The sequence below is a fragment of the Polaribacter sp. AHE13PA genome, from assembly GCF_019278505.1.
In the GTDB taxonomy this organism is placed as follows: domain Bacteria; phylum Bacteroidota; class Bacteroidia; order Flavobacteriales; family Flavobacteriaceae; genus Polaribacter.
The window spans coordinates 1,211,237-1,224,874 of the sequence record NZ_CP058985.1 but is presented as its reverse complement, the minus strand read 5'-3'; the positions used below and the strand labels follow the sequence as shown (position 1 = coordinate 1,224,874).

General features: G+C 32.2%; 9 protein-coding genes and 1 other RNA gene. 8 read left to right on the top strand and 2 right to left on the bottom strand.

Going from position 1 to position 13,638, the window contains the following annotated elements; translation table 11 throughout:
- The first annotated feature begins 13 nt into the window (after positions 1–13).
- From H0I28_RS05300 to H0I28_RS05265, 8 genes are all read left to right on the top strand, one after another.
- Positions 14–562: a nucleotide exchange factor GrpE gene (locus tag H0I28_RS05300; protein WP_218753295.1), complete on the top strand. Its 549-nt coding sequence runs from the start codon at positions 14–16 to the stop codon at positions 560–562.
- A gap of 131 nt (positions 563–693) precedes the next feature.
- Complete coding sequence (gene dnaJ / locus H0I28_RS05295) at positions 694–1,836, top strand: molecular chaperone DnaJ (RefSeq protein WP_218753293.1); 1,143 nt, start codon at positions 694–696, stop codon at positions 1,834–1,836.
- A gap of 190 nt (positions 1,837–2,026) precedes the next feature.
- An RNA gene (gene rnpB / locus H0I28_RS05290) (RNase P RNA component class A) lies at positions 2,027–2,329 on the top strand.
- A 234-nt stretch (positions 2,330–2,563) separates the two neighbouring features.
- Entirely contained in the window at positions 2,564–5,341 is a 2,778-nt protein-coding gene (locus H0I28_RS05285; protein ID WP_218760839.1) for a bifunctional aconitate hydratase 2/2-methylisocitrate dehydratase, read from the top strand.
- A gap of 524 nt (positions 5,342–5,865) precedes the next feature.
- Positions 5,866–8,133 (top strand): aconitate hydratase, encoded by a 2,268-nt coding sequence (locus H0I28_RS05280; protein WP_218760838.1) that lies wholly within the window; start codon positions 5,866–5,868, stop codon positions 8,131–8,133.
- Positions 8,134–8,197: 64 nt separating this feature from the next.
- Positions 8,198–8,893, top strand: coding sequence for a peptidoglycan DD-metalloendopeptidase family protein (locus tag H0I28_RS05275; RefSeq protein ID WP_218760837.1), 696 nt, complete (start codon positions 8,198–8,200; stop codon positions 8,891–8,893).
- A gap of 63 nt (positions 8,894–8,956) precedes the next feature.
- Entirely contained in the window at positions 8,957–9,628 is a 672-nt protein-coding gene (locus tag H0I28_RS05270) for a Crp/Fnr family transcriptional regulator (protein ID WP_218730509.1), read from the top strand.
- Between the two features lie 75 nt (positions 9,629–9,703).
- Entirely contained in the window at positions 9,704–10,618 is a 915-nt protein-coding gene (locus H0I28_RS05265; protein ID WP_218753286.1) for an anti-sigma factor, read from the top strand.
- Between the two features lie 116 nt (positions 10,619–10,734).
- On the opposite strand, the gene H0I28_RS05260 is transcribed toward H0I28_RS05265, so the two are convergent.
- Entirely contained in the window at positions 10,735–11,916 is a 1,182-nt protein-coding gene (locus tag H0I28_RS05260) for an aspartate aminotransferase family protein (RefSeq protein WP_218760836.1), read from the bottom strand.
- Positions 11,917–11,918: 2 nt separating this feature from the next.
- Positions 11,919–13,562, bottom strand: coding sequence for an OstA-like protein (locus H0I28_RS05255; RefSeq protein WP_254712840.1), 1,644 nt, complete (start codon positions 13,560–13,562; stop codon positions 11,919–11,921).
- Between the last annotated feature and the right edge of the window lie 76 nt (positions 13,563–13,638).

Below are 13,638 nucleotides of genomic sequence, written 5' to 3'. Positions count from 1 at the left end.
GATTACAAAGATAATGAGTAAGAAAGATAACACCCAAGAAGAAGAAATAAAGAACGAACAAGAAACTGTTCAAGTTGAAGAAAATCAAGAGGTTGAGGCTGAAGTTGTAAAAGAAGAACCTACAACAGAAGAGTTACTTCAAACTGAAAAAGATAAGTTTTTACGTTTGTTTGCTGAGTTCGAAAACTATAAAAAGAGAACTTCCAGAGAAAGAATAGAATTATTTAAAACTGCTGGACAAGATTTAATGACATCTTTACTGCCAATTATTGATGATTTTGAACGTGCGCTGTCACATATTGAAGATGATAAAGAGGCAGAAGAATTAAGAAAAGGAGTGTTGTTAATTTATCAAAAATTATTTAACACTTTAGAATTAAAAGGATTGTCTACAGTGGAAACTAAAGCTGGTGATGTTTTTGATGCTGAAATTCACGAAGCAATTACACAAATTCCTGCTCCATCAGAAGATTTAAAAGGAAAAGTAATTGACTGTGTTGAAAAAGGATACAAATTAGGCGACAAAATTATTCGTTACCCTAAAGTAGTTATCGGACAGTAAAAAAGTATTCAGTTTACAATAACAGTGAGCAACATATGCAAAACTAATGTTGTAAACTAAAGAAGTATTAATGACAGTGAGCAGTGAGAGCTGAAAAATTGTTATGAAATACTGAAAATTAAAAATAAAAAATGGCAAAACAAGATTTTTACGAAATATTAGGTCTCTCAAAATCTGCAACTCAAGCAGAAATAAAGAAAGGGTATAGAAAAATGGCGATCAAATATCATCCTGATAAAAACCCGGATGATAAAACTGCTGAAGAAAATTTTAAGAAAGCTGCAGAAGCTTATGAAATTTTAAGTGACGAAAACAAAAAAGCTCGTTATGATCAATACGGTCACGCAGGTTTTGAAGGTCCACAAGGTGGCGGCGGTTTCGGTGGAGGCGGCATGAATATGGATGACATATTTAGTCAGTTTGGTGATATCTTTGGCGGCGGAGGCGGTGGCTTCGGAGGCGGCTTTGGTGGTTTTGGAGGTGGCGGAGGCCAACGACAAGCTAGAGTAAAAGGAAGTAATATGCGAATTCGTGTAAGACTTACTTTAGAAGAAATAGCTAAAGGAGTAGAAAAGAAAGTAAAGGTTAGACGTAAAGTACAAGCAGACGGAGTAACTTATAAAACCTGTACTACGTGTAATGGATCTGGACAACAAATGCGAGTTACCAATACAATTTTAGGTAGAATGCAAACTGCAACTACTTGTGGTACTTGTTCTGGTGCTGGAGAAATAATTAGTACAAAACCAAGTGAAGCAGATGCACAAGGTTTAATTATAAAAGAAGAAACTGTACCAATTAATATTCCTGCAGGAGTTACAGAAGGGGTACAATTAAAAGTAGGAGGAAAAGGGAATGAAGCTCCTGGTAAAAATTCTGTTGCTGGAGATTTATTAGTATTAATTGAAGAAGTTCCTCATGATGTTTTAAAGAGAGAAGGAACCAATATTCATTATGATTTATATGTAAATTTCTCTGAAGCTGTTTTAGGAACAAGCAAAGAAGTTGATACAGTTACAGGTAAAGTAAAAATTAAAATTGATGCTGGTACACAATCTGGTAAAATTTTAAGATTAAAAGGAAAAGGTTTACCAAGTATAGAAAGATATGGTACTGGAGATTTCTTAATACATATTAATGTTTGGACACCACAAGAGTTGAATAAAGAACAAAAACAATTCTTTGATAAAATGTCTGACAACGAGAATTTTAGACCTAGTCCAAATAAATCAGATAAGTCATTTTTTGAAAAAGTAAAAGACATGTTTTCTTAACGAAATGTTAATTTCAAATTAATAAGTATCTTTTTAAAATAAGTTGTATTTTATTTACAATATTTAATGTACATTTGCAGTGTTGCTGATTTTATCGGCAACACTTTTTCTTTTTCATAGCAATTTTTCCCACTCATTTATGAGTGGGTTTTTTTTATGACTAAAGATAAAATTATAACATAATATAGAAATTGCAGACTTATCTTATCGACTTGTGTATGCAAGTAGGAAAGTCCGGACACCAAAGAGTATCATAGCGGATAACATCCGTCCAGCGAGAGCTGAGGACCAGTGCAACAGAAAGAATGTACAGTTAGGCTGTAGTGAAACCAGGTAAACTCTATGAGGTGCAATGCCATGTAAATTAGAGCTTGAGAGCTACTCGCTCGATTCTAAAGGGTAGGCAGATAGAAGTTACGAGTAATTGTAACTCTAGATAAATGATAAGAGCCTTTTTAAGGAACAGGATTCGGCTTATTAGTCTGCATTTTCTATATAATTATTAAAACTTCAAAATAAATCAACAAACAATCCTTTTTGCTGATTTAAAATCAGTGTTTTATCGAATAACTTTTTTTTATTCATTAATTCACGCAATCTATTATTTATCTTTTAATTTTAATATAAAAAATGTAAGTTTGTCATACTAAAATAAATAAATAATTTTACAGTTTGTCTTTTCGTTTATAAGAATTAAAAAGGCCTACAGTAACTAAAGATTTCTTTCATGAGTATTTATAAAGACTACCTTAAGCAGATAGAAGAACGTAAAGAACAGGGGCTTCATCCACAACCAATTGATGGTGCAGAATTACTAAGCAAAATCATTGAACAAATTAAAGATTTAGAAAACGAGTACAGAGAAGAATCTTTGAACTTTTTTATATATAACGTTTTACCAGGAACTACAAGTGCTGCTGTAGTGAAAGCTAAATTTTTAAAAGAAATTATTTTAGGTGAATCAATCGTAAAAGAAATTACAACTTCTTCTGCTTTTGAGCAATTATCACACATGAAAGGTGGGCCATCTGTAAAAGTGCTATTAGATTTAGCCTTAGGATCAGATGCTGACATTGCAAAACAAGCAGCAGATGTATTAAAAACACAAGTTTTTCTTTACGAAGCAGATACAGCTCGTTTAGAAGAGGCGTTTAATAGTGGTAATAAAATTGCAATTGATCTTATTAAAAGTTACGCAAATGCAGAGTTTTTTACAAAATTACCAGAAATAGAAGAAAAAATAGATGTTGTTACGTTTATCGCAGGAGTTGGTGATATTTCTACAGATTTATTATCACCAGGTGGTGATGCACACTCTCGTTCAGATAGAGAATTACACGGTCAGTGTTTATTTGAGCATAATAAAGAACAACAAGCAGAATTAAAAGCAGTACAAGCACAGCATCCAGACAAAAGAGTGATGTTAATTGCAGAAAAAGGAACAATGGGAGTTGGTTCTTCTAGAATGTCTGGTGTAAATAATGTTGCTTTATGGACAGGTATTAAATCTAGCCCATATGTGCCATTTATAAATATTGCTCCGGTAATTGCTGGAACAAACGGGATTTCTCCAATTTTCTTAACAACTGTTGGTGTAACTGGTGGTATTGGTTTAGACCTTAAAAACTGGATACAACAGAAAGATGCAGAAGGAAATACTATTCGTGATGAAAACGGAGACCCTGTTTTAAAAGAAGAGTATTCTGTTGCAACAGGTACTGTACTTACAATTAATACAAAAGAAAAAAAATTATATAACGGAGATACAGAATTAAAAGATATTTCTGCAGCATTTACACCACAAAAAATGGAGTTTATGAAAGCAGGTGGTTCTTATGCTGTTGTTTTTGGTAAAAAATTACAAACCTTTGCTTCTAAAGTATTAGGTATAGATGTAGTGCCTGTTTATGCACCATCAAAAGAAATTTCTATTGAAGGACAAGGTTTAACAGCAGTTGAAAAAATATTCAATAAAAATGCAGTTGGAACAACACCAGGAGCAGTTTTACATGCAGGTTCAGATGTTCGTGTAGAAGTAAATATTGTAGGTTCTCAAGATACTACAGGTTTAATGACTTCTCAAGAATTAGAAATGATGGCTGCAACAGTGATTTCTCCAATTGTAGATGGAGCTTATCAGTCTGGTTGTCACACAGCATCTGTTTGGGATGATAAATCTAAAGCGAACATACCAAGGTTAATGAAGTTTATGAACGATTTTGGTTTAATTACTGGTCGTGACCCTAAAGGGAAATATTTTCCAATGACGGATGTTATTCATAAAGTGTTAAACGATCTTACAGTAGGAGATTGGGATATCATTATTGGTGGAGATTCTCACACACGTATGTCTAAAGGTGTTGCTTTTGGTGCAGATTCAGGAACGGTTGCCTTAGCATTAGCTACAGGTGAGGCTTCTATGCCAATTCCAGAATCAGTAAAAGTTACTTTTAAAGGACAAATGAAATCTTATATGGATTTCCGTGACGTAGTACACGCTACACAAGCTCAAATGCTTAAGCAATTTGGTGGAGAAAATGTTTTCCAAGGTAGAATCATTGAGGTTCATATTGGTACATTGACTTCAGATGAAGCATTTACATTTACAGATTGGACTGCAGAGATGAAAGCAAAAGCTTCTATCTGTATTTCTGAAGATGATACTTTAATTGAGTCTTTAGAGATTGCAAAAGGTCGTATCCAAATCATGATTGATAAAGGAATGGACAATGCAGGACAAGTTCTTAAAGGTTTAGTAGACAAAGCAGAAAATAGAATTGTAGAACTTAAAACAGGTATTAAACCTTCTTTAAGACCAGATGCAAATGCGAAGTATCATGCAGAAGTTGTTATCGATTTAGATGAAATCGCAGAACCAATGATTGCAGATCCAGATGTAAATAATGATGACGTTTCTAAACGTTATACACATGATAACATCAGACCATTATCTTACTACGGAGGAACTAAAAAAGTAGATTTAGGTTTCGTAGGATCTTGTATGGTTCATAAAGGTGATATGAAAATATTAGCTCAAATGTTAAAGAATGTGGAGGCTCAATATGGTAAAGTTGAATTTAAAGCACCTTTAGTAGTTGCACCACCAACGTATAATATTGTTGATGAATTAAAAGCAGAAGGAGATTGGGATGTTTTAGTAAAATATTCTGGTTTCGAATTCGATGATAACGCACCAAAAGGAGTAGCACGTACAGGATACGAAAACATGTTATACTTAGAGCGTCCAGGTTGTAACTTATGTATGGGTAACCAAGAAAAAGCAGCACCAGGAGATACAGTAATGGCAACATCTACACGTTTATTCCAAGGAAGAGTTGTAAAAGATTCTGGAGAGAAAAAAGGTGAATCTTTATTATCTTCTACACCAGTAGTTGTATTGTCTACAATTTTAGGTAGAACACCAACTATGGCTGAATATGAAGCAGCAGTAGACGGAATTGTTTTAACGAAGTTTAAGCCATCTCAAAAACAATTAGTGAGATAGTTTTAAGTTTCTAATTATATATTAAAAAGCCTGAGTTTTAAACTCAGGCTTTTTTTGTTCTTCTTATAAAAGAAATAAATTGATTTGAATTTGCAGAGTTTTAAATAGATTTTAAGTATAAAGACCCAATATGTTTTAATATCAATACACATAATTTGAATAAAACTTGTAGGATGATTATAATAATCTAAAGTCAAAATGATTTTTAAGTATTTATAATATTTACTGTAGATAAAACTTAGAATAGAGTTTGGGGTTCCCACGCCAAAAGAGGCGAGTTCGGGCTTTCTATTACAATCTTTTTGTTTATACTTCTCAAAAAGGATTTCCACTTCAATCCCTAACCCAGGCTATTAGTATCTTTTGATGTAATTGCATATTCCGAGCAACTATTTTCTATCAAAATTATCTATTTCACTATCAGTATTAAATCTTTTCTTAGCAAAATTCAGTTATAAAACTAGTAGATATTTTTGTATCTTAGTGTACTTATAAATATTAACAACTAAATTATATATAATCTTATGGCATTTGATATTAATATGATTAAAAAAGTGTATTCAAACGTAGTAGAACGTGTGGATGCTGCTCGTAAACTTACAGGAAAACCTTTAACTTTATCAGAAAAAATTCTGTATTCGCATTTATGGGATAAAACATCAGATAAAGCTTTTGTTAGAGGTAAAGACTATGTAGATTTTGCACCAGACAGAATTGCATTACAAGATGCAACTGCGCAAATGGCATTACTGCAATTTATGCAAGCTGGTAAAAGTAAAGTAGCAGTTCCTACAACCACGCACTGTGATCATTTAATTCAAGCTAAAAACGGTGCAAGTATGGATTTACAGTCTGCACTTAATACCAGTAATGAAGTTTTTAACTTTTTAGAATCTGTTTCTAATAAATACGGATTAGGTTTTTGGAAACCCGGAGCAGGAATTATTCACCAAGTAGTTTTAGAAAATTATGCATTTCCAGGAGGAATGATGATTGGTACAGATTCTCACACAGTAAATGCTGGTGGTTTAGGTATGGTTGCTATTGGTGTTGGTGGTGCAGATGCAGTAGATGTAATGGCAGGTATGGCTTGGGAATTAAAGTTTCCTAAATTAATAGGAGTGAAGTTAACCGGTAAATTATCTGGTTGGACTGCACCAAAAGACGTTATTTTAAAAGTAGCAGGTATTGTTTCTGCAAAAGGAGGAACAGGAGCCATTGTTGAATATTTTGGTGAAGGAGCAACTTCTATGTCTTGTACAGGTAAAGGTACCATTTGTAATATGGGAGCCGAAATAGGAGCAACCACATCTACTTTTGGGTATGATGAATCTATGGAACGTTATTTACGCGCTACAGATAGAAGTGATGTTGCAGATGCTGCAAACGAAGTAAAAGAATATTTAACAGGTGATGCAGAAGTGTATGCAAACCCAGAAGAATATTTTGACCAAGTTATAGAAATTAATTTATCAGAATTAGGACCATTATTAAACGGACCTTTTACGCCAGATTTATCTACAAAAGTAGGAACAGATATGGCAGAGGCTGCTAATGATAACGATTGGCCATTAAAAGTAGAATGGGGATTAATTGGTTCTTGTACAAACTCTTCTTACGAAGATTTATCGAGAGCTTCTTCAATTGCACAACAAGCGCTGGATAAAGGTTTAAAAATAAAATCGGAATTAGGAATTAACCCTGGATCTGAAAAAGTAAGATATACAGCAGATAGAGATGGTATTATTGGCATCTTCGAAAAGTTAGATGCAAAGATTTTTACAAACGCTTGTGGACCATGTATTGGTCAATGGGCTCGTTATGAAGATCCAAAAAACGCACCTAAAAATAGTATTGTTCACTCTTTTAATAGAAACTTTGCAAAGCGTGCAGATGGTAACCCAAATACGCATGCTTTTGTTGCTTCACCAGAATTAACAGCAGCTATTGCAATTGCTGGTCGTTTAGATTTTAATCCGATTACGGATAAATTAATCAACGAAAACGGAGAAGAAGTAATGTTAGATGAACCAACAGGATGGGAATTACCTCCAAAAGGTTTTGAAGTAAAAGATGATGGTTATTTAGCACCAGAAAAAGATGGAAGTCATGTAAAGATTGCAGTAAAAGATGATTCTGACAGATTACAATTATTAGAACCTTTTACACCTTTAGGAAACAAATTAGAAGGTGTAAAATTATTGATAAAAGCATTTGGTAAATGTACAACAGATCACATTTCAATGGCGGGACCATGGTTGCGTTACAGAGGGCATTTAGATAATATTTCTAACAACTGTTTAATTGGAGCTGTAAATGCGTTTGGAATGAAAACCAATTTTGTTAAAAACCAATTAACTGGTGAGTTTGGAGGTGTACCAGATACTGCAAGAGCTTATAAAGCTGCAGGTATAAAATCTATTGTAGTTGGAGATCATAATTATGGTGAAGGTTCTTCTAGAGAGCACGCTGCAATGGAGCCTAGACATTTAGGTGTTGCTGCTGTTTTAGTAAAATCTTTTGCTAGAATTCATGAGACCAACTTAAAGAAACAAGGAATGTTAGGTTTAACATTTAATAATGAAGCAGATTATGATTTAATTCAAGAAGATGATACGTTTAACTTTGTGGATTTAAATGAATTTGCTCCAGATAAACCTTTAACGATAGAAGTTGTTCATGCAGATGGATCTAAAGATATGATTGTTACAAACCATACTTATAATCAAGGTCAGATTGAATGGTATAATGAAGGTTCTGCCTTAAACTTAATTAAAAAAGAAAATGCTTAAAATTTAAGCGTTTTAAATATAAAACTCTCGGAGAAATTCGAGAGTTTTTTTGTTACTTCAAATTATGAATACAGAAAAATTTAATCAGTTTTTAAATCAAATATCTAAAGAGCCTATAGCTGTAATTGATTTACAAATTTCTTTAGAGAGTTATTATCATATTGTAATTTCTTCTCAAAATAAAGATTTATTACAATTTGATATCTCTTCTTCTTGGGAATGGGAAAGATATATAAAATCATTTTTAGAACAAAACAAAGGTAAGGTAGCTTTTGGAGGTTATTTAGAAAAAAGAAATATTTACGACAGAAGTGATTATTTTAAAAATGTATCAGAAAATGAAAAAAGAAACATTCATTTAGGTACTGATTTATGGTGTAAAGAAAACACCAAAGTATTAGCGGTCTTGGATGGGGAAGTCCATAGTTTTAAAAATAATAAAAATTTTGGAGATTATGGCCCAACTATTATTTTAAAGCATGAAATAGAAAATGAGGTTTTTTATACTTTATATGGACATTTGTCATTAGCATCCATAGAAAATATAAAAGTTGGAGATGCTGTTTTACAAGGAAATACCATTGGATATTTAGGAAGTTCTACTGTAAACGGAGAGTATGCGCCACATTTACACTTTCAAATTATTAGAGATTTAGAAGATAATTTTGGAGACTATCCTGGAGTGTCATCCAAAGAAAATATAGCATTTTATAAAAATAATTGTCCAAACCCAAATTTATTACTAAAATTAGCTATTTAGTTTTTTTGTAAGCTATTACGCTGTTTATAGACTCAATAGGTAACCAAAACTAAAACTCCTTTTATGAATAACTTATGGTTTTTTGATAACGTAAACTTATTTAACCTTCTTTGTCCTCACAAATTTAAAGAATATAAAAAGTGTCACTCTTTTGATGCTTATAAAAAAAGTGATTACATCTACTTTGAAGAAGACTCTGCAAGTAAAGTTTATCTCATAGAAAAAGGAAAAGTGAAGTTAGGGTATTATACAGAAGAGGGAAATGAAGTTGTTAAAGCCATTTTAACCAAAGGAGAATTGTTTGGAGAAAAAGCCATTTTAGGAGAGGAAATAAGAAATGAATTTGCGCAATCTGTAGATGCATCAACATCAATTTGTCCCATAGGAGTAGAGACTATGCACGATTTAATGCGTGATAATAAAACCTTTAGTTTAAAAATTTATAAGTTTTTAGGACTTCGTTTTAAGAAATTAGAAAGACGATTACAATTAATATTATTTAAGGATTCTAAAACAAGGTTTTTAGAATTTATGAAAGAGCTTTGTGAGGAATTTGGTCATGATTGTGAAAAAACAGGTGATAAAGTAATAGTCCATCCATATACACAAAAAGATATAGCCTCTTTAATTGGTACTTCTAGATCTAATTTAAATGTATTAATGAATGAGTTAAAGGAAGCAAACATTATCAGTTTCAATAGAAAAGAGATAAGATTACTTCAAAAAATAGCATAAGTGTTAGCTAGCTAACATTTAAAGACTTGTTAAACTTATAATTTTGTCATCAACATTAACATAAATATTAATAAGATGAAAAAAATTTTAAATTTAGCATTCGCATTTGCAATTGCAACTACTTTTGTAGCTTGTAGCGACGATGACAACAACAACAACATTGCACCAACAACAGGAGATTTAACAGTAGACTTTACAGGTTTAGAAGCATTAGGAGCTGATTTCGTTTACGAAGGTTGGTTAATTGTAAACGGAAGTCCGGTAAGTACAGGTACATTTACAAGCGTAACTTTTCCACAAACGTATACTGTTGGTATTGATGATTTACAAGCAGCAACAACGTTTGTTTTATCTATTGAGCCAGCTGGAGAAACAGGAGCAGAAGCTTTAGCACCAGCAGCAACGAAACTTTTAGCAGGTAACTTTTCTGGAAATATAGCAAGTGTAAATTCAGACAACATAGTTGTTGATGCTAGTGGAGAAATTAAAGATTTAGGATCTTCATGGGGAAAATATATTTTAGCTACACCTACAGATAATGACGATACAAATGATGCAAGTGGAATTTGGTTTTTAGATAATTCTAACGATCCTACTGTTGCGGGTTTAGGTTTACCAACTTTAACTGATGGATGGAAATATGAAGGATGGGTTGTTATAGATGGAACTCCAGTAAGTACAGGTACTTTTACTGCAGTTGATGTAGCAGACGATAACGCAGCAACATCACCTTTTAAAGGGTCTGTTAGTAATGGACCAGGTTATCCCGGTGAAGATTTTGTAACAGGATCTGCAGCAGGTGTAGATTTCCCTACAGATTTAAAAGGAAAAACAGTGGTGATTTCAGTAGAGCCAAGTCCAGATAATAGTTCTGCACCTTTTGCTTTAAAGCCTTTAGCTCATGTTGTACCAGCAGATGCAATGACTTTTACAGTAATAAATATGGTAACAGGACCATTACCAATTTTATCTGGAAGTGTAACAAGATAACAGAAAAAAAATATATCTACTATTGTGTTAATGGTTGATTTATTTGAAGGGTAATTATATATTATATAATTGCCCTTTTCTGTTTATAAAAAGGTTAGATAAATTTAGAAAGCACCTTATTCTGATACTTCGTCAATTGTCTTTAAAATGATGTTGCAGCCTTTAATTATTTCTTCGTCAGAAATGGTCAATGGAGGTGTAATTCTCATTGCTTTTTCTTCAAACAATAAAAAGAATAGAACTAATCCGTTTTCTAAACATTTTAAAATTACTTTAGAATTTAATTCGGCAGATTCTAAAATAGCGGCTAACATTAATCCTTTTCCTCTAATTTCTACAATTGAAGGATGTACTAAATGTTCTCTGATTAACGCTTCTTTTCGTAAAACTTCTTTAATAAAGTTATTCTGAGTAATTTCTTTTACAGTTGCTACGGCTGCTGCAGAAATAACAGGATGACCAGCAAAAGTAGAAATATGACCTAATTTAGGATTGTCTTTTAACAAACTCATGTTTTCAAAAGAGGAAATAAATGCACCAATTGGCATTCCACCACCTAAACCTTTCCCAGTAATTATGATATCCGGAATTACATTGTAGTTTTCAAACCCCCAAAATGTACCAGTTCTACCAATTCCTGTTTGTATTTCATCTAAAATTAACAAAGCACCAACTTCTAAACAACGTTGTTTTACTTTCGATAAAAAATCATCTTTAGATTCAATAAAACCAGCACCACCTTGTATGGTTTCTATAATTACAGCAGCAGTTTTATTCGTGATCTTATCTATTTCACTTTCATTATTGAATTCAATAAATCTTGTTCCAGGAATTAAAGGTCTAAAAGCTTGATTCTGTTTTTCTACCCCAGAAACGCTCATAGAACCCATTGTATTACCGTGATAAGAGTTTTTTGCAGCAATTATTTCTGCTCTATTAGTAACTCTTTTGGCTAATTTTAAAGCACCTTCTGTTGCTTCTGTTCCAGAGTTTGTAATATAAACAGTGTTTAAATTCTCTGGAGAATTTTGTGCTAAAATTTTACACAATGCTACTTGAGGTTGTTGTATAAACTCGCCATAAACCATAACATGCGCATACGCATCTAATTGGTTTTTTATGGCATCTGTAACTTTAGGGTGATTATGACCTAAACTATTTGCAGAAACACCTGCAACAAAGTCTAAATATGCTTTTCCTGAAGTATCGTAAATATAACTTCCTTTTGCCTTAGAAATTTCTATTGCAAGTGGGTGAGGAGTGGTTTGTGCTTGGTATTTAAAAAAATCTTTTTTCAAGCTTATTGTTTTTTAGGAGAAATATCTGACTTAGGTAATTTAATTTCTTCTTTCTTTTTCGTATTCTTTTTTGGACTAAGAAGGTCAGAAATATTATCGACTTTATCTTCTGTTTTAGTAGGGATTGTATCTTTATTGTCTTTTATAAAAATGTCTTCCATCTTTTTAGGTTGTTCATCTTCACGCCAAATAAAACCTTTTAGCTCTCTAACATCATCTGGTAATTTAGAAGGAGGATAGGTATTACCATCAGATTTTTTTAAATACTTTATAGTTTCAATCTGCCCACTGTCTAAGGTGAATTCTATGTTACTAGATATTTCTTTTGTAATGGTTTCTAACACATTTGTCTCTTCATTTCTATTAAAATAAACAGATTCAGCATTACCTTTTACCAAAAGCAAGTGCAGTTTATTTTCCTTAAACTTCCCAAACATATTTCTACCTTTTATTTGGTTAAAGTCTTTGTTAGAAACAGAATCTTTAGAGACAATAAATGAGTTGTTTAAAACTTTTAACGAGTCTAATTTTTCGGTTTCTACGTTAGATATTAAGTGGATTGTATCTCCTGTAATTTGATTTTGATCTGACCATATTACAGGGTTTTTAAACATTTTTGTCAAACCTGTTTCTTGGTTTGTATGTATGGAGTCACATTTTCCTTGTAAATCCGATTTAAAAATTTTTACATTGTGATACGTTCTTACAACCCTTTTATCAGGTTTACCGGTAACTAAAAGAGTATCTCCATGAATAAACATAGAATCTTTATCAATAATAGAAATGGCAACAGCTTTTTTAATAATATACAGCGAATCTTTTAATTCAAATATTTCTGCGTAATTTCCTTTGGTTATAAAGTTTTGAACCGTGTCTATTACCTGAATATTATTCGTTGCAGAAGCAAACCCTTTTCTCTTATCATAATACAAACTATCACCTTCTATAGTTCTTTCTTTTAGATAGAGTTTTGCATTTTTAACAAAATGAGAAACATCTGTTTTGGTATTATAGAATCCTTTTTCACAATAAATTCTATTATCATTTTTTGTATTTGTAATGGTAGTTGGACCATACAAGTAGGTAAGTCCGGAATTGGTATAATAATCTAAATGATCAGATTCTAGGTGATTTTCTGGGTTTACAACAGTAACTCTTGTAGTTGCAGTAAACTTTTTATCTTCTAAATAAAAGTTTCCATTTTTACTTTTTAAGGTATTTGTTTCGTCTTTTATAGTAGCGTAACTTTTATAATACAGTTTTTGATTTAGTCTGTCAAAATGCAATGTATCTGTAGTTAAAGTCATTGTTGGGTCTTTTAAAACTACATTTCCCCAAGAAACTGCCTGCTTAGAATTAGCATCGTAATCTGCATAACTACTTGTTTGTGTAATGGTGTCACCTTGTTTAATTAGCACATTTCCAATAGCTTTAAAGAAGTTCTTGTCCTTATAGTACAATGCTTGTTGACTTGTTAAAATAATTCCGTCGTGAATCATTTTAACATTACCAATTAATAATGTTGCTCCAGGATATTTTTCCTCATCAGCTTCTTGCTGTTCTGCATAATATTCAATTTTTCTGTTTTCTTGCGAAAAAGAAATGGCCGATGAAATAACAAGAAGTAAAAAAAGTATTCTTTTCAAGATGATGAATTTTACGCAAAAATAATGAAAAGATAATGGCTAAGTATTAAAGAAAAGTAAAAATTAGTTGAAATAA

What these genes read in the sequence shown, in the direction of transcription:
- H0I28_RS05300 (WP_218753295.1), top strand. Translation starts at nt 14, where the DNA reads ATGAGTAAGAAAGATAACACCCAAGAAGAAGAAATAAAGAACGAACAA.
- dnaJ (WP_218753293.1), top strand. Translation starts at nt 694, where the DNA reads ATGGCAAAACAAGATTTTTACGAAATATTAGGTCTCTCAAAATCTGCA.
- H0I28_RS05285 (WP_218760839.1), top strand. Translation starts at nt 2,564, where the DNA reads ATGAGTATTTATAAAGACTACCTTAAGCAGATAGAAGAACGTAAAGAA.
- H0I28_RS05280 (WP_218760838.1), top strand. Translation starts at nt 5,866, where the DNA reads ATGGCATTTGATATTAATATGATTAAAAAAGTGTATTCAAACGTAGTA.
- H0I28_RS05275 (WP_218760837.1), top strand. Translation starts at nt 8,198, where the DNA reads ATGAATACAGAAAAATTTAATCAGTTTTTAAATCAAATATCTAAAGAG.
- H0I28_RS05270 (WP_218730509.1), top strand. Translation starts at nt 8,957, where the DNA reads ATGAATAACTTATGGTTTTTTGATAACGTAAACTTATTTAACCTTCTT.
- H0I28_RS05265 (WP_218753286.1), top strand. Translation starts at nt 9,704, where the DNA reads ATGAAAAAAATTTTAAATTTAGCATTCGCATTTGCAATTGCAACTACT.